This is a genomic window from Hyphococcus sp. D3-15, from assembly GCF_055809375.1.
On sequence record NZ_CM147910.1, the window covers coordinates 2,036,724 to 2,062,375 of the forward strand.

At 58.0% G+C, this 25,652-nt stretch carries 23 protein-coding genes; 10 read left to right on the plus strand and 13 right to left on the minus strand.

Going from position 1 to position 25,652, the window contains the following annotated elements; genetic code table 11:
• Complete coding sequence (xrtA, locus tag AC0L8G_RS10135) at positions 1-1,509, minus strand: exosortase A (RefSeq protein WP_473388741.1); 1,509 nt, start codon at positions 1,507-1,509, stop codon at positions 1-3.
• A gap of 81 nt (positions 1,510-1,590) precedes the next feature.
• Positions 1,591-3,537: an acetate--CoA ligase gene (gene acs, locus AC0L8G_RS10140; RefSeq protein ID WP_473388742.1), complete on the minus strand. Its 1,947-nt coding sequence runs from the start codon at positions 3,535-3,537 to the stop codon at positions 1,591-1,593.
• A 205-nt stretch (positions 3,538-3,742) separates the two neighbouring features.
• On the opposite strand from acs, the gene AC0L8G_RS10145 reads away from it, so the two are divergent.
• Both AC0L8G_RS10145 and AC0L8G_RS10150 read left to right on the plus strand, forming a co-directional pair.
• Positions 3,743-6,598, plus strand: coding sequence for a TonB-dependent receptor (locus AC0L8G_RS10145; RefSeq protein ID WP_473388743.1), 2,856 nt, complete (start codon positions 3,743-3,745; stop codon positions 6,596-6,598).
• A 108-nt stretch (positions 6,599-6,706) separates the two neighbouring features.
• Entirely contained in the window at positions 6,707-7,744 is a 1,038-nt protein-coding gene (locus AC0L8G_RS10150) for a phytase (RefSeq protein WP_473388744.1), read from the plus strand.
• On the opposite strand, the gene AC0L8G_RS10155 is transcribed toward AC0L8G_RS10150, so the two are convergent.
• The gene (locus AC0L8G_RS10155; RefSeq protein WP_473388745.1) at positions 7,741-9,108 is read right to left on the minus strand and encodes a D-alanyl-D-alanine carboxypeptidase; all 1,368 of its coding nucleotides are present in this window, start codon (positions 9,106-9,108) and stop codon (positions 7,741-7,743) included. The genes AC0L8G_RS10150 and AC0L8G_RS10155 overlap by 4 nt on opposite strands.
• 389 nt (positions 9,109-9,497) lie before the next feature.
• Here AC0L8G_RS10155 and AC0L8G_RS10160 point away from each other — a divergent pair, with 389 nt between their 5' ends.
• From AC0L8G_RS10160 to clpA, 3 genes are all read left to right on the plus strand, one after another.
• Positions 9,498-9,941 carry a phasin family protein gene (locus tag AC0L8G_RS10160; protein WP_473388747.1) on the plus strand — a complete coding sequence of 148 codons (444 nt, stop codon included), beginning with the start codon at positions 9,498-9,500 and terminating at the stop codon, positions 9,939-9,941.
• 208 nt (positions 9,942-10,149) lie between these two features.
• The gene (gene clpS, locus AC0L8G_RS10165; protein WP_473388748.1) at positions 10,150-10,491 is read left to right on the plus strand and encodes an ATP-dependent Clp protease adapter ClpS; all 342 of its coding nucleotides are present in this window, start codon (positions 10,150-10,152) and stop codon (positions 10,489-10,491) included.
• A 3-nt stretch (positions 10,492-10,494) separates the two neighbouring features.
• Positions 10,495-12,822 carry an ATP-dependent Clp protease ATP-binding subunit ClpA gene (clpA, locus tag AC0L8G_RS10170; protein WP_473388750.1) on the plus strand — a complete coding sequence of 776 codons (2,328 nt, stop codon included), beginning with the start codon at positions 10,495-10,497 and terminating at the stop codon, positions 12,820-12,822.
• 107 nt (positions 12,823-12,929) lie between these two features.
• On the opposite strand, the gene AC0L8G_RS10175 is transcribed toward clpA, so the two are convergent.
• From AC0L8G_RS10175 to AC0L8G_RS10210, 8 genes are all read right to left on the minus strand, one after another.
• Positions 12,930-13,553, minus strand: a complete 624-nt coding sequence (locus tag AC0L8G_RS10175) for a Flp family type IVb pilin (RefSeq protein WP_473388751.1) — start codon at positions 13,551-13,553, stop codon at positions 12,930-12,932.
• Between the two features lie 189 nt (positions 13,554-13,742).
• A complete protein-coding gene (locus tag AC0L8G_RS10180; RefSeq protein WP_473388752.1) occupies positions 13,743-14,486 on the minus strand; it encodes an aldose epimerase family protein in 744 nt (247 codons plus the stop codon).
• A gap of 390 nt (positions 14,487-14,876) precedes the next feature.
• Positions 14,877-15,314, minus strand: coding sequence for an HIT family protein (locus tag AC0L8G_RS10185; RefSeq protein ID WP_473388753.1), 438 nt, complete (start codon positions 15,312-15,314; stop codon positions 14,877-14,879).
• 17 nt (positions 15,315-15,331) lie between these two features.
• Positions 15,332-16,483, minus strand: a complete 1,152-nt coding sequence (locus AC0L8G_RS10190; RefSeq protein ID WP_473388755.1) for a GNAT family N-acetyltransferase — start codon at positions 16,481-16,483, stop codon at positions 15,332-15,334.
• Positions 16,483-16,944, minus strand: a complete 462-nt coding sequence (locus AC0L8G_RS10195) for a RidA family protein (RefSeq protein ID WP_473388756.1) — start codon at positions 16,942-16,944, stop codon at positions 16,483-16,485. The genes AC0L8G_RS10190 and AC0L8G_RS10195 overlap by 1 nt, the downstream gene beginning before the upstream one ends.
• 60 nt (positions 16,945-17,004) lie before the next feature.
• Positions 17,005-17,979, minus strand: a complete 975-nt coding sequence (locus AC0L8G_RS10200) for an OmpA family protein (RefSeq protein WP_473388757.1) — start codon at positions 17,977-17,979, stop codon at positions 17,005-17,007.
• Positions 17,980-18,180: 201 nt separating this feature from the next.
• Positions 18,181-19,215: an L-threonine 3-dehydrogenase gene (gene tdh, locus AC0L8G_RS10205; protein ID WP_473388758.1), complete on the minus strand. Its 1,035-nt coding sequence runs from the start codon at positions 19,213-19,215 to the stop codon at positions 18,181-18,183.
• 155 nt (positions 19,216-19,370) lie between these two features.
• Positions 19,371-19,511: a hypothetical protein gene (locus tag AC0L8G_RS10210; protein WP_473388759.1), complete on the minus strand. Its 141-nt coding sequence runs from the start codon at positions 19,509-19,511 to the stop codon at positions 19,371-19,373.
• Positions 19,512-19,601: 90 nt separating this feature from the next.
• Between AC0L8G_RS10210 and AC0L8G_RS10215 the strand changes: the two genes are divergently transcribed.
• The 3 genes from AC0L8G_RS10215 (at position 19,602) to AC0L8G_RS10225 (ending at position 21,739) form a co-directional block, all read left to right on the plus strand.
• The gene (locus AC0L8G_RS10215; RefSeq protein WP_473388760.1) at positions 19,602-20,519 is read left to right on the plus strand and encodes a LysR substrate-binding domain-containing protein; all 918 of its coding nucleotides are present in this window, start codon (positions 19,602-19,604) and stop codon (positions 20,517-20,519) included.
• 112 nt (positions 20,520-20,631) lie between these two features.
• Positions 20,632-20,949: a UrcA family protein gene (locus tag AC0L8G_RS10220; protein ID WP_473388761.1), complete on the plus strand. Its 318-nt coding sequence runs from the start codon at positions 20,632-20,634 to the stop codon at positions 20,947-20,949.
• A 478-nt stretch (positions 20,950-21,427) separates the two neighbouring features.
• On the plus strand, positions 21,428-21,739 hold the full coding sequence (locus AC0L8G_RS10225; RefSeq protein WP_473388762.1) for a UrcA family protein: 312 nt from the start codon (positions 21,428-21,430) through the stop codon (positions 21,737-21,739).
• Between the two features lie 48 nt (positions 21,740-21,787).
• Here AC0L8G_RS10225 and AC0L8G_RS10230 read toward each other — a convergent pair whose 3' ends face one another.
• Positions 21,788-22,993, minus strand: coding sequence for a glycine C-acetyltransferase (locus AC0L8G_RS10230; RefSeq protein WP_473388847.1), 1,206 nt, complete (start codon positions 22,991-22,993; stop codon positions 21,788-21,790).
• Between the two features lie 236 nt (positions 22,994-23,229).
• Between AC0L8G_RS10230 and AC0L8G_RS10235 the strand changes: the two genes are divergently transcribed.
• Together AC0L8G_RS10235 and AC0L8G_RS10240 are read left to right on the plus strand one after the other, a co-directional pair.
• Positions 23,230-23,403: a hypothetical protein gene (locus AC0L8G_RS10235; RefSeq protein ID WP_473388763.1), complete on the plus strand. Its 174-nt coding sequence runs from the start codon at positions 23,230-23,232 to the stop codon at positions 23,401-23,403.
• A gap of 13 nt (positions 23,404-23,416) precedes the next feature.
• Positions 23,417-24,094, plus strand: a complete 678-nt coding sequence (locus tag AC0L8G_RS10240) for a methylenetetrahydrofolate reductase (RefSeq protein ID WP_473388765.1) — start codon at positions 23,417-23,419, stop codon at positions 24,092-24,094.
• Positions 24,095-24,156: 62 nt separating this feature from the next.
• On the opposite strand, the gene ligM is transcribed toward AC0L8G_RS10240, so the two are convergent.
• The gene (gene ligM / locus AC0L8G_RS10245) at positions 24,157-25,554 is read right to left on the minus strand and encodes a vanillate/3-O-methylgallate O-demethylase (protein ID WP_473388766.1); all 1,398 of its coding nucleotides are present in this window, start codon (positions 25,552-25,554) and stop codon (positions 24,157-24,159) included.
• Positions 25,555-25,652 lie beyond the last annotated feature (98 nt).

Consider the following 25,652-nt stretch of genomic DNA (forward strand, 5'->3'; position numbering starts at 1 on the left):
TTAGCGCGCGCCGCCATTGCGTTCGCGCCAGACGCCGAAACGCTCCGCCGCGCCGGTGAAATCGCGAATGCGGGCGAGGGCGTCCGCCGGTTCGCCTGCATAATCGGATGCGACGATGATCATCCCGCCCGGCGGGTTGCGGCCCTGAAGCTTGTCTTTCATTTGCGCGAATTTGAAGGCGGCGGGGTTGGTGTAGACCGCGCTGTCGCGCCACCAGACGGTCAGGACGACAAGCCGGCGCCGTTCCGGTCCGGCGAGAATGTCGAATGACAAGGGTTCGGATTTGCCGAACAGATAGATGACGCGTTTGATCCGGGCGATGCGCCGCCAGTCGCCCCCGGCGGCGTGGTTGCCTTCATTGACGATTTCGCGGGCGCGCCGGTCATGGCTGAAACCTGCGAGCGCCACATAGACGCGCTCGCCGCCATGGTCATAGGTGTTGATGCGCAACTGGTCGGCGTTGATGGCCGGCGCCCAGTTTTCCGGTCCGGGAAGAATGCGCCAGCCGGGCACATTGATCAGAGAGATTTGCGTCTGCTCCGGCGCAGATGGCGGCCGGTCGATAACGACCCGGGCATAAACTGTTGCGGCGAGAATGGGAGCGATGGCGAGAATTGCGACCGTGCCGCGCCAATCCCGGCGGGCTGAAACCGGCGCATGCTCCGCGCCGACGCCGCGCGGCTTTTTGAGTTTCGAACCGATCCAGAACAGGAGCAAAAACACCGCGCCATAAAATCCGAGGCCGATGACAAGATGGTCCGGTCCGACCGCGAGTTTCATCTCGGAGATGCTTGCGATCAGGATCAGCAAAAAGGCCCGCAGAAAGTTCGCCGCAAGTGAGATTAATGTCGCGATGGCAAGAAAACCCATCCGTGCCCGGAAGGATTGAAAAGTCTCGCTGGCGTAGACGCAGGCGATCATCAACGCCGCCAACAGGAAATTCAATCCAGCGCAGGCGCGCGCGATTTCAAACAGGCCCGCCGGTGTTTTGATCAACACGCCGTCTATGGAAGCGGGGATGCCGGCGACGCTCAGCAAGGCGATCACCGCGTTCGCGGTCGCCTGTTGCAGGACGGGGATCAGAACCTCGCCAAAGGGGACCATGAAGTAGAGAAAGAGCAGCGGCAGCAGCCAGAGCCGGAACGCCGTCGCGCCAAAAAATACGCCGGCGCCGGCGATCAAGGCGCTGACAAAGGCGAATTGCTCCACCAGGGCGACGCCCGCAGCATGGCCCGCCAGCCAGAACAGTGAAGCGAGAATGACGCCGACTAGAAACAATGGCCCGGTCGCAGGGTCGATACGCGGGCGCGAAAGGATCATCACCAGAGCCAGCGGCGCGACAGCGACGCCATGATGGTAGGTGGAAGACGTCAGCCAGGTCTGCGCCATGGAAAGCGCCGCCGGGTTAAAGGCAAATGCGCAGACCGCAGCAAACAGCCCATAGGCTGCGACCGGAATGCTCCAGTCGCTGCGGCGCGCATGGGAAAATTCTGCGGCGAGCGTAGCCATAGGTCTCTCGGCGTTTGCTTTGCCGAAAGACTAAAGGCCGGGCGTTTCCGGTTTGTTAAGAATGATCCGCCTTGCAGAGATTTAACGGTTCTTCCGGCCCTCGATCAGCGCGTCTACGACGCCCGGATCGGCGAGGGTGGAGGTGTCGCCCAGCGCGCCGAAATCGTTTTCAGCGATCTTGCGCAGAATGCGGCGCATGATCTTGCCGGAGCGGGTTTTCGGCAGGGCCGGGGTGAAATGGATATGGTCCGGCTTGGCGATGGGGCCAATCTCCCGGCGCACCACATCGATGATTTCCTTTTCCATTTCGGCGGTTGGTTCGCCGCCCGCAAGCAGCGTCACATAGGCGTAAATGCCCTGTCCCTTAATGTCATGCGGGAAGCCGACAACAGCAGACTCCACAACCTGATCATGCTCATTGATGGCGGCTTCGACTTCCGCCGTGCCCATGCGATGGCCGGAGACGTTGATGACGTCATCGACGCGACCGGTGATCCAGTAATATCCGTCCGCATCGCGGCGCGCGCCGTCGCCGGTGAAATAGGCGCCCGGATAGGTTTTGAAATAGGTGTCGATGAAGCGCTGGTGGTCGCCATAAACGGTGCGCATCTGCCCGGGCCAGCTATCGGTGATGACAAGGTTGCCCGAGCATGCGCCTTCTTGAACCTTGCCATTCGCGTCGACGATTTCCGGGAAGACGCCCGGCATGGGAAGCGTCGCGGAGCCTGGTTTCAAATCCGTGGCGCCGGGCAAGGGCGAAATGAGAATGCCGCCGGTTTCCGTTTGCCACCAGGTATCGACAATCGGATGTTTGCCGTCGCCGACGACATTGTAATACCACAGCCAGGCTTCGGAATTGATCGGTTCGCCAACCGAACCGAGCAGGCGCAATGACGACCGGCTGGTTTTTTTCACCCAGTCATCGCCCTCGCGCATCAGCGCGCGCAAGGCGGTCGGCGCCGTATAGAAAATATTGACGTCATGCTTGTCGATGACCTGCCAGAAACGGGATGCATCCGGATAGGTCGGGACGCCTTCGAAAATCAGCGTCGTCGCGCCATTGGCCAGCGGGCCGTAGACGATATAGCTATGGCCGGTGACCCAACCCACATCCGCGGTGCACCAGTAAATCTCGCCGGGGCGGTAATCGAACACCATTTCATGAGTGTAGGCGACATAGGTGAGATAGCCGCCCGTCGTGTGCAACACGCCTTTCGGTTTGCCGGTGGAGCCGGAGGTATACAGAATAAACAGCGTGTCTTCGGCGTTCATCGCTTCGGCGGGGCAGTCAGGCGAAACGTCGCCCCGCGCTTCGCCATGCCAGAACAGGTCGCGGCCGGACTTCATGGCGACTTTCGCGCCGGTGCGCTCCACGGTGAGGACAAGGCGGACCTTTGTGTCATGCAGCGTAAGCGCCTTGTCCACATTGGCCTTGAGCGGAACGGATTTGCCGCCGCGCACGCCTTCATCGGCGGTGATGACGGCGATGGCGCCGCTATCGTCTATGCGGCTGGCGAGCGCTTCCGGAGAAAAACCGCCAAAGACGACCGAATGCACCGCCCCGATGCGGGCGCAGGCGAGCATGGCGTAGGCCGCCTCAGGGATCATCGGCATATAGATGACGACGCGGTCGCCGCGCTTGACGCCGCGGGCCTTCAGGACATTCGCCATCCGGCAGGTTTCCTCGAAGGCTTCGCCATAGGTGATTTTTTTCGCGACGCCGGGATCGTCGCTTTCCCAGATTATCGCGATGTCGTTCGCTTTTTCGGGCAGGTGCCGGTCGAGGCAATTGACGCAGGCATTCAGTTCGCCGTCATAAAACCAGCGAATGTGAAGATCATCCGCCGCAAAGGAAACGTCTTTGACCTTGGTGAAGGGTGTCGACCAGTCGAGCCGGCCGGCCACATCCGCCCAGAAACCCTCAGGGTCTTTGCGCGCGCTTGCACGCAGGGCGACGGCCCCCGCCTTGTCGGCATGCGTGTCTTTTGCGGCGTCCGCGCTCACTTTGATGATGGTTTCTTGCGACATGCGTTCCTCCCGGAAATTTTCGGCGCAGGCTAGTGGATAGGGATGGGGTGCGCAAACGGTGCGCATATTTTGTGGCAGTTTCGGCTCTTGTGTAAATCTAACTTGGGTAAGCACGCCAGTTTTACATTTCCGTCATGACGGCGTCACGGTCTCGTAACAAAAAAGGGGCAAGGGCGCGACGGTAAGTATTTTGGTGGGGCTATCCATGAATCGATCTTTGCTGTCCGCTTCCGCGGCTTCCGCACTCGTTATTGCTGCTTTTTCGCCGCTCCCGGCGCTCGCAGGCGTCATTGAAGGCCGCATAAGCGACCAAAGCGAAGCGGTTTCGCTGGAAGGCGCAATTATACGCATTGCCGAAACCGGCGCCTCGACGGCCACGAACCGGGCGGGCGAGTTTCGTTTAGCCAATCTGCCCGCCGGGGAATATACGCTGGTCATCACTTATGTTGGCGCTGAGAGCAAAACCGTCAGCGTGTCCGTGCCAAGCGAAGACGCCACAGTGCGTCAGAATATCAGCCTCGGCGACGAGCTGGCGCTGGTGGACAACATTCTCGTGATCGGCCAGCGCGGCGCGCTCAATTCCGCGCTCAGCCAGCAAAAATCATCCGACAAGGTCATCACCGTTCTTTCCGCTGATGCGATTGGCGCATTGCCGGACGAAAACGTCGCGGAGGCGGCACGCCGCGCCGTCGGGGTCAACATTCAGAACGACCAGGGCGAAGGCCGTTATGTTTCGATCCGCGGCGCCAACCCGAACTTCGTGACGACGACGATCAACGGCGTGCGCCTGCCGTCGCCGGACGCCGATCAGCGTCAGGTGCCGCTCGACGTGATCGACAGCGACATCCTTTCCGGCATCACCATTACGAAGTCGCTGACCCCCGATGTGGACGGCGACTCGATTGGCGGCAATGTTGAAATCTCGACGCTCTCGGGGCTCGACCAGAAAGATCTCTTCCTGTCGCTCAAAGCCGCTGGCATCTACACCGATCAGGTGGATGAATTCGGCCAGCGTTATTCCGGCGCCTTCGCCAACAACTTTCTCGATGGTCGTCTCGGCGTTGCGGGCTCGGTTGCCTATCAGTCCCGCAAATTCGGCTCGGAGAACATCGAAAATGACGGCGAGTGGATTCTCGACGAAACCGTAATTTATCCAGAAGAGCTGGAACTGCGCGACTATCAGGTCACTCGCAAACGCTTGTCTTCTGCGCTCAATGTCGATTATCAGGCGACGGATCTGCTGCTGCTTTACGTGCACGGGCTGTATTCTGATTTCTCCGATGCCGAGATCAGAAGCCGCGTCGAAAACAAATTCGGCGATCCTGACTTCTCAGAAGCCGACAGCAGCGGCGATCTGGCTGTGTTTGACGGCGCTGCAGGCGACGAATTCGAAGTCGACCGCGACATCAAGGACCGTTACGAAGACCAGACGATCTGGGCGATTGTCGGCGGCGCTGAATATAATTCAGGTCCGGTGACGTTTGACTGGTCGGGTTCCTACTCCTATGCGGAAGAAAGCGAACCGGATCGTCTCGACGGCGGTTTCCGTGCGAAATTCGACACCGGCCTGTTCGGCGTTGACGTTTCCGACACCATCCTGCCGCAACTCTATTTTCCCGATGCGACGGCGGAAACGGATTATTTCGACTCCGACAATTATGAATTTGACGGCGTCGAGCACACCAATGGCGTCGCCAAGGATCACGAGCTCGCCTTTGACGCCAATTTGCGCGTCGATGTCGATCTTTTCGGCGCACCGGGCTACTTGAAGACCGGCGGCAAAGTCCGCATGCGCAAGAAATCCTACGACCTCCAGTTGGATGTCTATGGCGGTTTCGACAGCGAGGACGATCTGCTGCTGACGCAGTTTGCGACAATGGTGGATTACAGCCTCGACAATATCGGGCCAGTGATCGACCGGGAATTGTTCAGCAATTTCTTCTTCGACAATATCGACCAGTTCGAACTCGAGATTGTTGATACGGCCCTTGAATCGATTGCGGCTGATTTTGTCGCTGACGAAGATGTCTATGCCGGTTACGCAATGTTCCAGCGCCAGTTTGCAACGAATGGCAGCGTTGTGGCTGGCGTCCGGATGGAACACACGGAATACAATGCTTCGGGTTTCAACCTTTATGAACCCGGCGCGGTTGTTCCCGTGGATGCTGAACTGGTCGCGGATGATGACGGCGACGAAGTCTATGCGCAGACGGTCGATGTGAGCCGCTCCTACACGGACTGGCTGCCCAGCATCAATGTCCGTTACAACCTGACAGACGAAGTGCTGGTTCGCCTTGGTTATTATAAAACGATCGTGCGTCCGAATATGGAAGCGATCGTGCCGCGTGCGCTCGTCAATGACGACAATGAGGGCGAAGCCGGAAACCCTCTGTTGAAACGCCAGCAAGCGCACAATTTCGACGCATCGCTGGAATGGTATCCAGGCAATAAATCGGTCCTCTCCGCTGGCGTATTTTATAAAGACATCTCCGACCTGATCGCATCGACCCAGGACGAAGACGTGACGATCAGCGGCATCTTCTTCGAGGAAGTCGAGACCTACACCAACGTGCCTGACGCTTCGTTGTTCGGCGTCGAACTCAACATGCAGCAGCCGCTGGACTTCCTGCCGGGCTTGCTTGACGGGTTCATCATCAGCGCCAACTACACCTATATCGACAGTGAAGCGACGCTGCTTGACGGTCGTGAGATCACCATTCCCGGCCAGTCGAAGCATGTCGCCACCGGCGTCATCGGTTACGAAAAAGGCCCGATTGATCTGCGTTTTGCGGCAACCTATCGCGACGAATATCTCGATGATCTGTCCGTTGCAGAAGATGAGAATGGCGACGATATCGACCGCATCGTCGCTGACCATTTGCAATTCGACATCTCGGCGAAATACCGCGTGACCGACCAGTTCCGCCTGTTTGCGGAGTTCAAGAACGTCAACAACGAGCCCTTCGTCGCTGTTATCCGCAGCCCTGCTTATGGCGATCTGAATTCGCAATTTGAAGAATATGGCTGGTCTGCGAAGTTTGGCGTTGCGTTCAAATATTAAAGCAGTTCCTCCGCGTTTCGCGCGCGTATGCGAAGGAGGAAGTTTGTTGTGTAGCAGCGGCGGGCGCGTTACTTGTCCGCCGCTGTTTCTTTTTGAAATGAGGATTGCATGAAACTGAAATTTTCCGCGTTCGCGCTTCTACCGCTTGCGTCAGCTTGCACCGGTTCTGACCCCGCTGTGCCTTTTGTGCATGCGACGGCCGAAACAGCGCCGGTCAAATCCTTTGAAGATGCAGCGGACGATCCGGCGGTGTGGATCAATACGGCGGATCCGGCGGCGAGCCTCATCCTCGGCACCGACAAAAAGGCGGGGCTTTACGTCTACGATCTTTCAGGAACGATCATGCAATTCCTGCCTTCGGGCAATCTCAACAATGTGGACCTGCGCCAGCAGGTAACGGTTGGGGGCTGGACCGGCGATCTCGCCGCCGCTTCGAACCGCACGAATAATTCCGTGACGCTGTTCACCATCGAGGCGGGGTCCGTAACGGAATCCGGCTCGTTTCCCTCGCTTCTGGACGAACCTTACGGGCTTTGCATGGGCGCATGGGGAGAAGAGGTTTTTGCTTTTGTCGCGTATAAAACCGGAGATCTTATCGCCTATCGGCTTGCCGGCCCTGGCGGCGGCGCGGAAGCGGCGCGCCTGAAGTTTGAAACCCAGCTTGAAGGCTGTGTCTTCGACGACCAGATGGGCGTTCTCTATATCGGCGAAGAAAATCGCGGCGTCTGGAAGAGCGCCTTTGACGGCGACGCGTTTTCCGGGGTGACGCTGGTTGACGAAGTCGGCGGCGCGAGCGGCGTCGTCGCGGATGTGGAAGGGCTGGCGCTTTACAAGACCGGCGACGGCGCAGGATACCTCCTCGCATCGTCACAGGGTGACAATACTTACGCAGTCTATCGGCGCGAGGGCGATAACGCCTTTGTCACGCGCTTTGCCATCGCGCCCGGCGACGCCATTGACGGGTCAGAGGAGACAGACGGAATCGAAGCCGTCTCTGTCGATCTTGGGCCTGAATACCCGCAAGGCGTTTTCATCGCGCAGGACGGCTTTAACGCGCCAAAGGGCTCGCCGCAGAACTTCAAGATTGTTGATTGGCGCGAAATCGATGCGCTGCTCAAAGCGGCGGAAACCGGCGCGGCGAACTAGTTCGCTGCGCTCGCCGCCTCCGGCACGACAAAGCAGGAAAGCTTTTTGTCTTTCAACGTTTCGCATCCGGCGGCGGCTTCAATTTCTGAAAGCCGGGTGATGCGCGCGCGATAAAGAATTTTCCCGTCATCGCGGGGCGTCGGCATGACGATGCGCTCACGGTCGTTCATGCCGGCTTTGGAGATTGCTGTTTCCAGTTCGTGCTGCGCCAGTTCTTTTGTGGAATAGGCGCCGATCTGAATGCTCCAGTTGAAATCGGCGAAATTGTCCGTATCGCCCTGGCCGACCAGACCGCCCGCGACATCAAGCGAGGCGAGGCGGTTAAGTTCGAATTCATTGAAGTCGTCAGGGTCCGCCTGCGCGATCAAATCGCGGATGCTGTCCGGCGCTTCGTCCGCGGAGCTGATCATCGCTGCTGCGTTCATGATCTCGGCCCGCATGGCTTCGTTGCCGGCAATGGTGGGGGCTATCTGCTGAGCGGCGAGGGCGGCGACCAGTGTCGGCTTCAGGCGCGGGCTCGGCGTGTTGCGGTAGAGCGAGGCGACGAGGCTCGGGCGCTTTTCGATTGCGGCGAAGGCGTTGTTGAGGATTTCGCGCATATGCGCGTCGCGGGTCGCGGATGAACGCCCGCCCAGCACCACGCCAATGAGGTGATTGCCGTCGCGCGTCGCAGATGTCGCCAGATTAAATCCAGAGCGGCGGGTATAGCCGGTCTTCAGCCCGTCTGCGCCGTCGAAAGTTTTGACCAGCGCGTTGTGGGTCCGATAGGTGCGGCCGTCCCAGGCGAAGCTCTGGATCGAGAAATAGTGAAAATATTGCGGGAAGTCCTGCATCAGGCGCCGCCCCAGCGTCGCCATGTCCTTCGCCGTCGTCACTTGTTTGGAATTGGGCAGGCCGGAGGCGTTGCGGAAGGTGGTGCGCGACATCCCGATCTCGCGCGCCTTGGCGGTCATTTTCTGGGCAAAGCGCCATTCCGATCCGGAAATTTCCTCTGCGACCGCAGCAGCGACGTCATTGGCGGACTTCACCACCAGCGCTTTGATTGCGGTTTCCACTTCCAGGCTCGAGCCCGAGGTGAGGCCCAGCTTGGATGGCGGCTGGCCGGCGGAGTGGGCTGAGACCGAAATCTTGGAATCGAGGGTCATGCGGCCCGCTTCAAGCTCCTCGAAGAGGAGGTAGAGCGTCATCATTTTGGTTAAGGAGGCCGGGTAGCGCTGGCTGTTGGAATAGCGGTCAAACAACACGTCGCCGGAGTCAGCATGGACGACAAACGCCGCATATTTGGAATTTGCGGATGCCTGTGGCGCAAAAAGAAACGTTGCGAGCACCGCAAACGCCAGAACTGTTACGCTACGAAACGCCATGACCATTTAACGAGCCTCGCCCATTCCCAAGCCGTTTTCAATATTCGGAAGACGCCGCCCCCCGGATTTTCGCCGCTGTGATCGCTCACAAGCCCCTTAAAAGCGATCTTCCGTCCCTCGCCGGACGGCCGCCTTGTTCTGGAGCAAACGCCGTGCCGCAGACAGCCCAGATCTGTCTCGCCGCGATACGAAACATCGGCCAACGCGGTAAATGGACGGTTAACGAAAGCTTTACTTTTTGGGCCCAAATAAAAATTGTGCACCGCAGCAAAAAATTCCTTGACGACCATGGCGACCCTACTTATGTTGCATTGCACAATAGGCGCTCTTTCAGTTAGAGCGTTAGTGATTTCAAGAGTTTAGCGACTAGAATCGCCAGGGAGATGAACATGGCCGCTGCCAAAAAGACCGCTACTGCCGCTGATGCGTTCGACATTTCGGCCTTCAGCCCGGATTCCTTCAAAGAAGGATATGAAAAGTTCGCTGAGAGCATGAACACGCTCGCCGAATTCCAGAAAGAGTCACTGAATGCGATGATGGCTTCGGCCGGCGCATTCGCAAAAGGCTTCGAGAAGTTGACTGCGGAAAGCTCTGCTTTCTCAAAATCAGCGTTTGAAGAGACGGTCGCTACAGCGAAAGCCGCCACCGCCGCCAAAACGCTTCAGGAAGCCCTTGAGGTCAACAGCGACTTCATGCGCGAGTCCGTCGAGAAAAATCTCGGTCAAATCAACAAGGTGGCCGATATTTGTGCGGCGACAGCAAAAGACACCGTGGAGCCGCTGACGGCCCGCTACACTGACCTCGTGGAAAAGATCCAGTCTTTCCGCCCGTAATTTTTGTAGGCGTTTCGAGTATCAAAGTTGCGTGAAGGGCCCGGTGCGTATCGCCGGGCCCTTTTGCTTTGTGCGTTACCAGAGCGTTAAAGTTTCTGGCATTCAAAAAAATTTCCGTCTTTTCAACCGAAACCGACTAACTATCTAATGGTGCATCGCGGTGTTTTGCGGTTGCAAAGGATCGCGGCAATGCGGAAACTGAAAGACTATGGCTGAAGACAACGATCATGATCAGGAAAACGGAACCGGTCCGGGCCAGGATATTGGCGTCGTAACCAAGACCGCGCCGAAAACGAAGCGGCCCTCGCTCTACAAGGTCCTTCTCCTGAATGACGATTATACGCCGCAGGAATTTGTTGTGTGGCTGCTTCAGGCTGTCTTCAAGAAAGATGGCGAGGAGGCGGTGCGTATCATGCTTCATGTCCATCAGTCAGGCGTCGGCGTGTGCGGCGTCTATACTTATGAAATTGCGGAGACCAAGGTTGCCCAGGTGATGGAGCTTTCACGGCGCAATCAGCATCCGCTGCAATGCACGATGGAACGGGAGTAGGTTGTGGCGTCATTCAGCAGAAGTCTCGACGAAGCTCTGCACAGCGCAATTGCGCTGGCGACAGAGCGCGATCACGAACTTGCGACGCTGGAACATTTGCTTCTGGCGCTAACGGACGACCGCGACGCCGCCGCTGTGCTGCGCGCGTGCAATGTGGATGTGGATCTGCTGCGCCGTCAGCTTTACGAATTTATCGAAAACGACCTCGCCAATCTGAAGCTGGAAAATGGCGAACAGGCGAAACCGACTCCAAGCTTTCAACGGGTCATTCAGCGCGCCGTCATTCACGTACAATCTTCGGGCCGCGAGGAAGTGACGGGCGCCAATGTGCTCGTCGCGCTGTTCGCCGAGCGCGAGTCCCATGCAGCGCATTTCCTGCAGGCGCAGGATATGAGCCGCTTCGATGCAGTGAATTATATTTCCCACGGCATCGCCAAGCGCTCCGGGGAAAGCCAGCCGCGCGCGCCCCGTGGCTCCAGCGAAGAGGCGGAGGCCGCGCAGGGCAAGCAGGAAAGCGCGCTTGAATCCTATTGCGTCGATCTCAACACCAAGGCCCGCGTCGGAAAAATCGATCCGCTGATTGGCCGCGATGCGGAAGTCGAGCGCTCAATCCAGGTTCTGTGCCGCCGGCGGAAAAACAATCCGCTGCTGGTTGGCGATCCGGGCGTCGGCAAGACCGCCATCGCGGAAGGTCTCGCGCGCAAGATTGTTGATGAAGACGTGCCGGAAGTGTTGGCGAAATCGACGATCTATTCCCTCGACATGGGCTCGCTGCTTGCGGGCACGCGCTATCGCGGTGATTTTGAAGAGCGCATCAAGGCCGTTCTGAAAGAACTGGAAGAGCACGAAGACGCGATTCTGTTCATCGACGAGATTCACACAGTGATCGGCGCCGGGGCGACCTCCGGCGGCGCCATGGATGCGTCGAACCTCTTAAAGCCGGCGCTCCAGTCCGGCGCACTGCGCTGCATGGGGTCGACGACCTATAAGGAATATCGCCAGCATTTTGAAAAGGACCGTGCGCTGGCGCGCCGGTTCCAGAAAATTGATGTTGTCGAGCCGAGCAAGGATGACACGGTCAAAATCCTGATGGGGCTGAAGCCTTATTTCGAAGAGCACCACAAGATTGAATACACCGACGCGGCGATCATCGCCGCCGCTGAGCTGTCGTCAAAATATATGACGGATCGCAAACTTCCCGATAAGGCGATCGACGTCATTGATGAAGCGGGCGCGCGGCAGATGCTGTTCACCGCCGACAAACGCAAGAAAGTCATCGACGAGCCGGAAATTGAGGAAGTGATCGCCAAAATGGCGCGCATCCCGCCGAAATCCGTGTCGAAATCCGATACTGAGCGCTTGAAAAAGCTCGGCGAAGATCTGCGCCGTGTGGTCTATGGGCAGGATGAGGCGATTGACCAGCTCGCCGCTGCGATCAAGCTGTCGCGGGCGGGGCTTCGCGAACCGGAAAAGCCGATTGGCTCCTATCTGTTCGCTGGTCCGACCGGCGTCGGCAAAACCGAAGTCGCAAAGCAACTCGGCATGGTGATGGGCGTTGAACTCGTGCGCTTCGACATGTCCGAATATATGGAGCGTCACACCGTGTCGCGCCTGATCGGCGCGCCGCCGGGCTATGTGGGTTTTGATCAGGGCGGGCTGTTGACCGACGCCATCGATCAGAACCCCCATTGCGTGCTTCTGCTTGATGAGATTGAAAAAGCGCATCCGGAGATTTTCAATATTCTCCTGCAGGTGATGGATAACGGTCAGCTCACCGATGCGAATGGCCGCAAGGTCGACTTCCGTAATGTGATCATCATCATGACCACCAATGCGGGCGCATCCGACGCGGCGAAATACGCCATCGGTTTTGCCGGCGGTAAAAAACACGACGAGACTGATGCTGCGATCAAGCGGATGTTCACGCCGGAATTCCGCAACCGTCTCGATGCGGTGATCCAGTTCGCCGGACTTTCACCGGCGATCATCAATCGCATCGTTGAGAAATTTGTGCTACAGCTGGAAGCACAGCTTGCAGATCGCGGCGTTACGTTTGAACTCTCCGACGACGCAACGAAATGGCTGGCTGAACGCGGCTTTGACGATGAAATGGGCGCCCGTCCGCTGTCGCGCGTCATTCAAGAGTATGTGAAAAAACCGATCGCCGATGAGATCCTGTTTGGCAGCCTGAAAGAGGGCGGCATCGTTCGTGTGCTGGTGGATCAGACTGACGCGACAAAGCTCGCCTTTGAATATCTGCCAGACCCGGAAAGTATTGATAAACCTAAAGACGGCGGTGATGGCGCCAATGTTCCGGCGCTGATGGAATAGGACCAGCCGCATAGCAGAATTGAAAAACGCCGGCCATTGAGGCCGGCGTTTTTTGCATCATGTGGCGAGGCGGCAAAAACCTGCGAAGGTTTTCGCGCCTCGGGCTATTAATTACAGGCCGGATTGTTCTTGTTCTTTTTCTTTTTGCAGTTTGGCTTTTTGCCGTTGTTGCCATTGTTGCCGTTGTTCGGATCGGCGGTATCGGGATCGGCAGGATCGGGATCAGCCGGGTCTTGAGGATCGGGATCTGGCGCGGGTGTTGTTGGTGCAGGAAAGCCTGCCGAACCGCCGCCGCCGGATGGCGAACCGCTGCCTGAGCCGCCGCCTGATGCGCCGCCGCCGCCCGTATTCGGGGCCGCACCGCCGCCGCTGCCCGAACCAGAACCGCCAGAACCAGAGCCACCGGAACCGGATCCGCCCGAGCCAGAACCGCCTGGTGCTGAAGGGGAGCCGCCGCCTGTCGCGCCGCCCAGCATGCCGCCTGTGCCGCCGCCGGAACCACTGCCTGATGAACCACCGCCGCCGGCTGAACCGCCGCCAGAGTTCCCGCTCGGGCCGGAAGCGTCGTCGTCCATGAACGAGGCTTCCACCGAGGTGAATTTGCCCTTGGTGGTTTCGCCGGTCACTTCCAGCGCCGCGAGAATTGAAACGGCGATCATGCCGGCGATCAGGCTGTACTCGATCGCAGTCGAGCCAGACTGGTCCTTATATAGACGATGTAATTTATGCATAGCTTCCTGTACGCGCGGCCACTCTTACAAAGTTCAAATTTTACACATGCTTCTGTATAGATTGTTAATTTTCGCAGCGGTTTCGCTTGCGTGGCGCGACGCCGGATTCCGGCCTTCCCGGCAGATGAGACTTACACTGACAATGTTTTCAAGGAGTAAGGTGGTGAACAGAAATTCACCATGTCGCCGCTAGGCGGCGATAGGTGCAATTTTCAAAAATATTTTCAACATTTCGCCCGGCGCGAGCGCGGTTTTGCCGACATCGCCCGGCAAATGAGTAACCGGTTCTACGCAGAAAAACTGTTCGTTAATTGGTGCATAAAGGTGAAGGATCGCAGCGTTGCTGACAATTTCCAACGGGCCATCCGGTTGTGCGATAAGCGCCCGTCCGCCCCAATCCGGAAAACTGTCATCCATGGCCTGATCGGTGAGTGCGGCGGCGCGCCCTGAGAAGGATGTTTGAGTGTCTGCGTCTCGCGGGAAAAACGGGTGCAGTCCGAGACCGGCAGGCATGGCGGCGTCGCCAGTATTCCGGACCGACAGCTCTATGTGAAAGGCGTCTTCGTCGATGCTGAAGATTTGCGCGGCGCGAAACGGAAAAGGAAACCGCCTGGGTCCGGGCGCATAGTCAAATTGGCAGGCAAGCCGATCCGGCGATTGCGCCGTCACTTCCCAAGGGCTGACCCAGCCATAGCCATGCAAGGCATGCTCGCGATCACAGGCGGGCAGCGTCGGGTCGAGCGGGTAGCGCCGCCCGCCATAATCAAGCCCGCCAGGCAGTCGGCTGAACCAGGGAACAATCGGATAGCAGGCGGCTTCGCGCGGGTCTGAGGCGACAGAGTCTGCTGAAGATGAGCGCCGCAGCAAATCCCGGCCTTGATAGCTCAGCGAAAGAACCACGCCGCCGAGCGCCGGGGCTAAAGCCGCTTTCATGTCGCCTGAAATAATGTCGATCAAAACGTTTTTCCCACAGCAATTCTGCATTTGTCTGCGATTCCGCAGCGGCTGTCACAAAATTCAAAGCGGGAGAACCCGAAGCCGCGCGGCGTGAGGCGGAAATTCAGCAAAAAAAAGGCCGCTGCGTTGGAAGGGATCGCAGCGGCCTTTCTGTCGCGGCGCGCCCCTTGCGGCAAGGGAGGGGGCGCGCTCTGCGGGTACTTCATGCTTATGGTGATGCGTATGTGGGGCGTCGCATCGCCTCTCCAGTCGGAGAAAGCAAGCGCATACTGCGCCTCTGCCTTGTTAATGGCGAGAGACACGGGCCGCAAAACACGACTTCGCGAGCAGGTTATGAGATATAGTTACAGTGCGTAAGCGGCGCGATTACAGCAGGGCGGCGCAGATCGACTGGGCAATTGGGTCCAGATCTTCTGCATTTGCGGGCTTTCCGCTGGCATGGGCGGCGACAACGACGCCTTCATAGACCGGCAGCACATGAAAATGCAGGTGAAATACGGTCTGGCCGGCGCGAGCGCCGCTAAACTGCATGATGCGGACGCCATCAGGATCGAGCGCCTTGTCGACGGCGCGCGCCAGCGTCTGGGTGGCCGCCATCAGCTCTCGCAGCGCTTCGGGTTCGACATCAAGAAAATTCACCGCTTCGCTTTTTTTGTGAATGATCAGGCAGTGGCCCTTGCTCTGCGGAAACACATCCATAAAGGCGAGAATGTTTTCTGTCTCCATCACCTTGATGCAAGGCATTTCGCCGCGAATGATTTTCGCAAAAATGTTGTTTGAATCATAGGGTTGTTCAAGCGACATGATGGGTCCCGTTTTCCTTACGCTTTCCTGAAGGGCGTATAGTCTCTCAAGGTCTCGATTTCCATTCCAGTCTGTTCGCGTTCTGCGTCAAGATAGCGAGCGATCGCGTCGCGAAAATTCTCGTTCGAAATCCAGTGCGCTGACCATGTTGGCACAGGCTCGTATCCACGCGCGATTTTGTGCTGCCCCTGCGCGCCCGCCTCGACGCGTTGAAGCCCGTGTTCAATGGCGAATTCGACCGCTTGATGATAGCAGATTTCAAAATGCAGGAAGGGAACGTCTTCGCTGCATCCCCAATACCGGCCAAACAAGGCGTCGCCGCCAATGAAGTTCAGCGCCCCGGCGATTGGCTCCCCGTCTCGCTCAGCGACTATCAGCAGGAGATTATCCGCCATCGTATCTGCGATAATGCGGAAGAAGGTCCGGGTCAGATAGGGATAGCCCCATTTTCGCGCGCCGGTGTCCTGGTAGAACAGCCAGAATGCATCCCAATGGCGCTCGGTGATTTCGTCGCCTCTGAGCCGTTTTATCTGGAGGCCGTCATTCGCTTCGCGCCGCTCACGCTTTACGGCTTTGCGCTTGCGCGAGGCGAGGGCGGAAAGAAAATCATCAAAATCTTTATAGCCGCGATTGAACCAGTGAAATTGCTCTCCCATGCGGGGCATGAAGCCGGCGTCGCAAAGCGCGGCTTTGTCAGCTTCTGTAATAAAATTGACATGCGCCGATGAGGCGCCGAGCTGTTCCGTGACACGGCGCAATGCAATGGCGAGGGTTTGCCTTGCTGAAGTCGACGCGGCAAGCAGGCGGGGACCGGGGACCGGCGTGAAGGGAGCAGCGCAAACAAGCTTTGGGTAATAGTCACCGCCGGCGCGCGCATAAGCGTCGGCCCAATGATGATCGAAAACATATTCGCCCTGACTATGACCTTTGACGTAAAGCGGCGCGACGCCGGTGACGGCGCCGGCTTCCTCAACGATCAGATGCATGGGCGCCCAGCCGGCTTCCGGTGAAACCGACTTTGACTGCTCAACGGCGGACAGGAATTCGTGGCTGACAAATGGATTGAAGGAGGCGGCGTTTGGGTTGGCCAGGCGGTTCCAAAGATCCGCATCAACCTCTGAAATAGAGGCGACCATACGCGCCAGCGCTACTTCCGAACCATCGGGCATCAGCTGATCTCAAAGACTCCGTCCACTTCTACCGCTGCGTTCAACGGCAGGGACGGCGCGCCGACGGCAGCGCGCGCATGCCGGCCGGCATCGCCGAATACGCCGACCATCAAATCGGAAGCGCCGTTCACGACTTTTGGCTGGTCGGTGAAATCCGGCGTGCAATTAACAAAGCCGCCAAGTTTCACGACGCGTTTTACTCTGTCGAGATCGCCGTCGCAGGCCGCGCGCAATTGCGCAATCAGATTGACGCCGCATGCATGCGCCGCCTCGACGCCTTTCTCCAGTTCGACATCCGCGCCGAGTTTTCCTGTGATCAAGCCGCCCGGGCCGATGGAGACCTGGCCGGAGAGGAAAACGAGATTGCCTGAAATGACGAATGGCACATAGTTCGCCACCGGCGCGACCGGTTCCGGCAGGATAAGACCGAGGTCTGCGAGGCGGGCGTCGATTTTGGACATGATGGCTCCTGAGCTGAAAGACAGTTTGATTTCATTTTGGTGTTTTGCCAACCGGCGGCGTTAGCCGCCAGTAGAAATTATCTCGATTTCAATACGCCGGTTGCGCTGGCGACCGGCCTCGGTTGCGTTGCTGGCGATAGGTTCCGCCTCTCCGGCGCCGCGGGCCGAAAGGTGCGCCGCCGGCGCGCCAGAAGCGGCAAGGAATGCGCGAACCGCCTCGGCGCGATCACTGCTGAGTTGAAGATTGTCCGCAGCGCTGCCTTTGGAGTCGGTATGTCCCGTAATTGCGATGCGGAAGTTCGGGCAGGCGCTGAGCGTGGTTGCAAGCGCGCGCAATGCGTCGCGAGATGTGGCGTCAATTTCCGACTGGGCGCTCGAAAACCCGATTTTCAGGCTCGCAGCGCGTTGCTGCAATTGTTGCAGACAGGTTTCCGCTGTTTGTGACTGTACGGCGGGCGCTGTCGGATCTTGCGCGGGCTGGGCAGGGAGGGTTGCCAGTGCATTCTGCGTGGCGGTGATGTGAGCTTCGCCCGTCAAGCCGCCCGGCAATGCGCTGATCAACATGCGCGCCGCGCCGGCGCGGACATCGTTTTCCGCCTCGCCAGTCAGGGAAAATCTGGCGCCGTCTACGGCAACGACGCCATTGCGCAAATAATATAATGCGCGCAGCGATGTTTCCGCCGCATCTTTCCATATCTCGGCGTCAGCCGGCGCGCCTCGGGCGATTTCGAGCTCTCCGGAAATGTCCGTCTCCGGAAATAATTCCTCCGCGAGGCGATAGACTGCATCTTTTGTATTTTGGTCTGGCACATAACCGGAAAAGGCGAAGACGCCGCTTTCATGCTCGGCGATGAACAGGAATGGATCTGCGATCGGCGGTGCGGCGACGACGCTGAGATCGTTCGCGTCAATCGTGGTGACGCCTCCCGCGATAAGGCCGCCCGCGCCATCAGCCCTTGCGATGCGCGCAAGCAAAGCGTCGCGGGCGTCTTCATCTGGCGCTGCGCCGGACAGGATGGCTTTTTGACCGTCCATCTTGACCGATGCCCACGCGCTTGCATCGGGGCCAAGCGCGTCGATGGCGCGGAGTTCTAGCTTTCTTTGCCCTGCTGAAACAGATCCGGGAACGCCGTCAAAAAAACGGCGGCAATCCCGATCAGCATCAAAACGCAAAGACCGACGCCAAATTTGATAGCTGCATTCATGTGAGGGGTCTGGCGCGATCCGGCGATGTTGTCACCACTCGAGAATGACCTTCCCCGATTGGCCGGAGCGCATAATGTCGAAGCCAGTCTGGTAGTCTTCTATTGAGAAGCGATGCGTGATGATCGGTGATAAATCGAGGCCCGCCTGCAGCATGGCGCCCATTTTATACCAGGTCTCGAACATGCGGCGTCCGTAAATGCCCTTAATGTCGAGGCCCTTGAAAATCACTTTCTCCCAGTCAATGCCGGCGCCATTCGGCATAATCCCGAGCATGGCGATCTTGCCGCCATGGTTCATTGTATCGAGCATGGCTTCAAAAGCTGACGGCACGCCGGACATTTCCAGCCCGATGTCGAAACCTTCTGTCATGCCCAAATCCGACATCACATCTTTGAGTGACTCATTTCCCACATTCACCGCGCGCGTCGCGCCCATTTTCCGCGCGAGGTCGAGTCGGTATTCATTGATGTCGGTAATGACGACGTGGCGCGCGCCGGCGAATTGCGCAATGGCGACAGCCATAACGCCGATCGGCCCGGCTCCGGTGATCAACACGTCCTCACCCACAAGATCAAATGCAAGCGCGGTGTGCGCGGCGTTTCCATAGGGGTCGAATATGGCGCCCATATCGTCCGTTACGGCGTCCGGAAGTTTGTAGACATTGAACGCGGGGACCGACACATATTCCGCGAAGGAGCCGGGCCGGTTGACGCCGACCCCGACCGTGTTGCGGCAGAGATGACGCTTTCCTGCGCGGCAATTGCGGCAATAGCCGCATGTCACATGCCCTTCCGCTGAAACGCGATCGCCTATTTTGAAGGTTGCATGTTCGGGATGGACCTCCGAGCCGATCTCTACGACTTCGCCGGAGAACTCATGGCCGACCGTCATCGGAACGGGAATCGTACGCTGCGCCCAGGCGTCCCAATTGTAGATATGGACATCGGTGCCGCAGATCGCCGATCGCTTCACCTTGATGAGCACGTCATTGGGCCCGATCTCCGGGCGCGACGTATCGACCATCCAAATGCCCTCTTCGGGCTTGGCTTTCATCAGGGCTTTCATGGCGTTTCCTACTAACAGACCTTAAGCGGCCTCAGCCGACTCACCGGGCTTTCTACCAAGCCGGGGGAGCGCCGTCACCATCGCCGCGCGCTTCGGGCGGGGTCAATTTTGCTTTGCCCAAATCCCTGATAGCGCTATGAAATCTCCAGCCCGGCTCAACCGGATTTCTTGTTGTCGCCCTCATCTTTGGTGGGTTCGCGGGCGGGGGCGGGCGGATCGCTGGCCGGAAAGGATTCTTCCAGAGCCCGGTCGAGCTCTTCCTGCTCTTCTTTGGTGGGTTTTTCCGGTTTGGTCATCTGGCGTCTCCTTGCTTGGCTTGTCTCCCGCCAACCCCATATGAGCGAAGTCGTTCCCGAATTGCGGGCGCAGCATGCTAGAAAGCTCCCATGCCAGGTCCATTGCCCCCGCTGAACGCCATCCGCGCCTTTGAGGTCGCCGCGCGCCATCTCAATTTTTCGCGCGCCGCCGAAGAGCTCGGCGTGACCCAGGGCGCAATTTCAAAACAGGTGATTGCGCTTGAAGATTATATCGGCGCGCGTTTGTTTGAACGGCTGCCCGGCGGCTTGTCGCTGACGCAGGAAGGCTATGCGCTGAAGTCATCAATCTCGCCGGCGTTTTCAATGCTGGAAGGGGCCTTCGCCCGGTTTCAGCGGCGCCCGCCGCGCTCGAATGTCTGCCGGATTTCGACGCTGGCGTCTTTCGCCTCGCAATTTCTGGTGCCGCGCTTGAGCAAGTTCGAAGACGATCTTCCGCATATCAAGCTGGAAATTTTGACCTCTGACCGGATTGTCGATTTGTCGAGAGAAGAGGTGGATTTCAGCGTCCGCTACGGTCCCGGCGTACAGGATGGCGTGTTGACGCGCCCATTGGCGAGGGGATTGCTCGCGCCGGTTTGTTCACCGGGCCTATGCGATGCGTCGTGCAAGGACGATTTGTCGGCGTTTCTGTCAAAGGTCCGGCGCATTCAGGTGTTTTCCAACAATGAATGGCGCAAATGGTCCGCCAATACCGGCGTGGATATATCCGACGCGAAAAGCACCTTCATCATGGAGGATTTTGTCGTCGCCATAGAGGCGGTGCTGGCCGGGCAGGGGGTTGCTCTGCTCCCTGAAATCCTCGTGCGCGAATATATCAAGACCGGCGCCATGAAACTGTTCTCGCCGGGGCCTGTTGAATGGGGGCAGACGCATTACATCGCCCATATTCCCGGCGCCGAGCGCGGGGCCGTGGTGCGCGATGTCGTCACCTGGCTGCGCGGTGAAGTTGAGGCCAGCACGCCGGATTGGCTGCAAAACGCGCCATAAGACTTTTTCTCATGCGTCCTTCGCCGAAAACTCGATTCCGCTGGCCGCGTGAATAGGCCATTTCCAGGAGGCGTTTCGCAATGGCGGCGCATTCGGGAAAAGGAACACCATCATGACAAACAAGCTGATCCTGGCGATGGCCGGCGCCGCGGCGTTGAGCATTCTATCCGTTGGAGAAACTCGCGCCAGCGACCACCAACTAAGATATGCGGCGGCGGAACTGACAACCGATAGCGGCGCTATCAATGTCTATAGCCGCATTCAAGAACTCGCCAAAGAAGTCTGTAATGACCGTTACGGGCGCCATTCAATCGTGAAGGCGCGCGCAGTGCGAGACCGTTGTGAAGCGGATGTGATCGAAGAACTCGTCAGCGACATTGGCGATCCGCGTCTCGACAAACTCCATGCGGCCAATGGCCGTCGCGCATAAGACGACAAGAACAATAAGAACCATCGCGCGGGCGCCCCGGGTTCACCCTCCCCGGGGCGCTATTACATCACGTCAACGGGCTGCCCGACCATCTTCAGGCATGGCCCCCGGACGGGCCGGTCGTGTTCGGGGAATGGTTTTTCCAGCGCCTCGCCACGTTCCTTGCCGTCTTGCTTGTCGCCGCCGGAAAAAATTTTTATGCGCGGTGATGTGCTCGTTGGCGCAAGGGTGAAAGTTTTCGCCAAGTTCAAGCGCATGAAGGTCGAAGCTTCTACAGATCTAGCGTGTTGTGAGCGGAAACGTGTTCGCTTTGTCGCGCCGCAATAAAATCGAAGTATTAAAACCCCGCGCGTAACAAAATCTTGATGAATAATTTCTGTTCCGACTCTCTTTTTTGCGCGACATTCCCGCCACGCGATGCACGTCAAAAAAGATGCAATGCGTAGGGAGGGCGTCCAGGAAAAGGGAAGTCTGAAAAATGATCAAAAAACTTATAGCCGTCACCGCTGGCGCCGCATTGATGAGCGCTGCTTTCACCAGCGCAAGCTATGCAGGCGATATATCTTACGCATCCTTTGAATTATCGACGGATGAGGGCGCTGGCGCCGTTTATCAGCGCATTCAAGCCGCTGCCAAACAGAAATGTGACGATCGGCTGAACCATGACAGCGTGATCAAATATCATGCCGTGCGCGAGCGTTGCGTGTCGGATGTGGTCGAAGAGCTTGTAAATCAAGTCAACGATCCGCGGCTGGATAAAATCCACAAGACGGATAAGGGCAGCATCTAGCTAAAGCCCGAAGCAAACTTACGCGCCCCTGGCATTGTCCGGGGGCGGTTATTTTATGACGCCGACTGCCTTGCCGACTTTTATGAATGCCTGCACCGCCTGATCGACCTGATCATCCGTATGCCCCGCGCACATCTGCGTCCTTATCCGTGCTTTGCCTTTCGGCACGACGGGGAATGAAAAGGCGGTGACATAAACGCCTTCATCCATCAGCGCCGCCGCCATTTCACCGGCTTTTTTTGCATCATATAGCATCACCGGGATGATCGGATGTTCGCCGGCAAGCAGGTCGAAACCGGCAGCGCTCATCTGCTCGCGGAAGCGTCGCGCATTCCGGAAAAGTTGTTCGCGCAATCCGGCGCCGCTGCGCACCAGTTCCAGTGTTTTTATCGTCGCGCCCAACAGCGCCGGCGTCAGCGCGTTGGAAAAAAGATAGGGGCGCGCGCGATTGCGCAATAGGTGCACGACTTCTTTTGAGGCGCAGATATAGCCGCCCATGCCGCCGCCTAGCGCCTTGCCGAGCGTTCCGGTCAGAATGTCGACGCGAGAGGCGACGCCGCAATGGGCGGGCGTGCCTTCTCCATGGGGCCCCATAAAGCCAGTCGCGTGGCAATCATCGACCATCACCAGCGCGCCGAACTCTTCCGCGAGTTCGCAGATTTCATCGAGCTTCGCGATATAGCCATCCATGGAGAATACGCCGTCGGTAACAATCAGCTTGGTGCGCGCACCGTCAATATCGGCCTGGTTGAGCTGGACCCGCAAATCCGCCATGTCGGAATTGGCGAAGCGGTAGCGTTTCGCTTTGCACAGCCGCACGCCGTCAATGATCGAAGCGTGATTGAGCGAGTCGGAAATGATCGCGTCTTCCGCTTCCAGCAATGGCTCGAACACGCCGCCATTGGCGTCGAAACAGGCGGCGAAAAGAATGGAATCTTCATAACCGAGATAATCAGCGATTTCTTTTTCGACGCGCCGATGGAGATCGGTCGTCCCGCAAATGAAACGCACCGACGCCATGCCGAACCCATACTCGTCCATGGTGGCTTTCGCCGCCGCGACAATTTCCGGATGATCGGCGAGGCCGAGATAATTATTGGCGCAAAAATTCAGGACCTGCTTGCGGGCGCCTTTGTGGTCGACCTCGATCACGGGCCCCTGCGCAGACGTAATCTGGCGCTCGATCTTTTCGAGCCCTTGCGCGCGAATGTCTTCAAGTGTCGTGCTGATGCGGTCGTAAAATTCCTGACGCATGGCGCCCTCGCTACTGGTGTGAATGCGGTTGGTTTGGCGCCGCTGCCGGTCCGGGTCAATGCAGGCGGCGGCAAAGACCGCCTCCGTGCGTTTGTCGACGCGCTTGCGGCCGCGCGAAGAGACGGTATCGTTTGTAATACATACAAAAAACTTCAGCTTTTTCCGTATTTGGCGCATAATCCGCACAACACGCGGACCGGTTTGAAATCCAGAAGTCCCGGCAGAGGAACGCCGCCATGAGCACCGCCCTTGACGACAAAGGCATGCTGTCGAAAATTTTGCAGGGCTATTCGGCTGAAGTGACGACGCCGGACCGAAAATCGCTTGATGTGGCGGCGCGGCTGATGCCGCCGGGCTCGCGGGTTTACATTGCATCCCTGCCGCAGGATCTCGCCGGACCAGCAGATTGAGCTGACAAGTCGTGTGCGTCAGCTCGGGTTGGAGCCGGTGCCGCATCTTGTGGCGCGCAATGTCAAAAATTACGCAGCATTTGACGAGCATCTGGCGCGGCTCAAGGCGGCGTCCAGTCTTGACCGGGCGTTGGTGCTTGGTGGTGATCGCGATGATTGCGCCGGTGATTTTTCAAGCGCGCTCGATCTTATAAAAACCGGCCTCTTCGCAAAGCACGGCGTCAACAAGATCGCGATTGGTTGCTACCCGGAAGGCCATCCGCGCATTTCAGACGCGGTGCTGATGAAGGCGATGACGGATAAAATCGCCGAGGCGGATAAGCAGGGCTTGCAGATTGTGCTGGTGAGCCAGCTCTGTTTCGACGCTGAGACCATTTTCAATTATGTGCGCGGCTTGCGGGCGCGGGGGATCACCGTGCCTGTGCGGATCGGCGTCGCCGGGCCGGCGAAGCCTGCAACGCTCCTCAAATATGCGATCATATGCGGTGTGGGGCCGTCCTTGCGCATGATGAAAGAACGCCAGGCGATGACCAGCAACCTGCTCACGACGGAAACTCCGGAAAGAGTGCTGACGGAAATCGCGCAATTGCAACTGGACGACCAGACCGCCGATATTTGGGGCGTTCATTTCTTCACCTTCGCGGCGCTGAAGAACACCATTGAATGGGCTGAAGCGCATACAAGGCGATAACGCGCCGCGCATAAAAAAGGCCGGCGCAAGCGCCGGCCTTTTCGATTGGGTTCTGTCAGGGCTTACGCTTTGCCCGTACGCCAGCCGGAAGCATATTCCTTGCGAGCGGTTTCCGAATAAGGAACCGGGCTCACAATGGCGCGCACTTCCGTCTGCTGGTGACGTTCGACTGTGGTTTTGCCTGTGCCGCCATCGGGCTCGCCCCAGATGACTTTCACTTCGTTGCCGATTTCCACGTCGTTGTCGACAGTCGCAAGCGAGAGCGCCTTGCGCTCGTTGTAGGAGATGCCGGTGAACATCGAGAAGCCGACATTTTTGCCATTCGCTGTGACTGAGTCGTAGTTCGACGACGCATAGTTCGCGAGCGGCTGTTCGAAATATTTGTAAGGCGTGCCCGTGCCGACAACCGAGCCCATGATCTTGCGCACATCGTCGTCGTTCCAGGCCAGCGTCACTTTGCGGCGGGTCTGTTCTTTCTCCATCTTCTTCAGCGCGTCGGCGCCGATGAAGTCATGGTCGAATTTCACAAACGGGCCGTAGCCAATGTCGTAAGGCGACACATAATAGTCTTCGATATTGTCGGAGACGTAAGAACCGCCAATGCCGCCCATGGCTTCATAGGATTTCGCCGGGAGCCATTCGCGATAGGCTTTCATCTCGTCGCCCGTATAGACAGCCGGGAGCGGCGAGGGGATCCAGCCGGATTCAAGCGTGTTGGTCGCATAAGCGCGGCAACCCACAGGGACGATGCCGAATTCGGCGCCGACTTCGAGGATCTTCGCGCGGATGTCGAGATATTCTTCGTAAGGGCCCCAGATTTCGAGACCAGGCGCGCCGGCCATGCCGTGACGCAGGGCGCGGACTTTTTTGCCGCCAATGTTGATGTAGCCCATATGGAAGAACTTGATGTCTTCGAATGGTCCGCCATTCAGTTTTTCGATGACCTTTTGAGCGTTCGGGCCCTGGATCTGGAAGCGGTAGAATTTGCGGGTGACGGCTTTGCCCATCGGCATGGAGGGTGAGCGGTCATCATAGGTGACTTCGACGTCATAGCCGCCGGTTTCCGCATGATATTGCAGCCAGTTCGCGGAAGGCGCGCGACCGACAAAGACAACGTGGTTTTCTTCGAGGTTGAAGAGAATGCCGTCGCCGATCACATAGCCGTCATGGCTGACCGGCACATATTGCTTCGCGCGGTTGACCGGGAAATTCTTGAATGTGTTGATCGCGGTGTCGGAGCAAACCTTGATGGCGTCCGGACCTTTGAGGAACAGGTCGACCATGTGGTGGGTCTGATCGAAGAGAACGGCGGTTTCGCGCCATGCGCGCTGTTCGTCGCGCCAGTTGTGAAACTCAGTCGGCACCACCGGATAGACATAAGCGCCGATTTTAGAATTACGGAGCATCTCAACCGTATTACCGGCGCCTTTAAGCACCTCTTCCAGATTCTTGGCTGACATTGGGCAGCATCCTCCTGATCGCATATTGTTCATAAAAATCGTCCGCTGACGTCCGGCCAGCGGCGAATATTGTATATGTTGCTTACAATCTTTGTTCG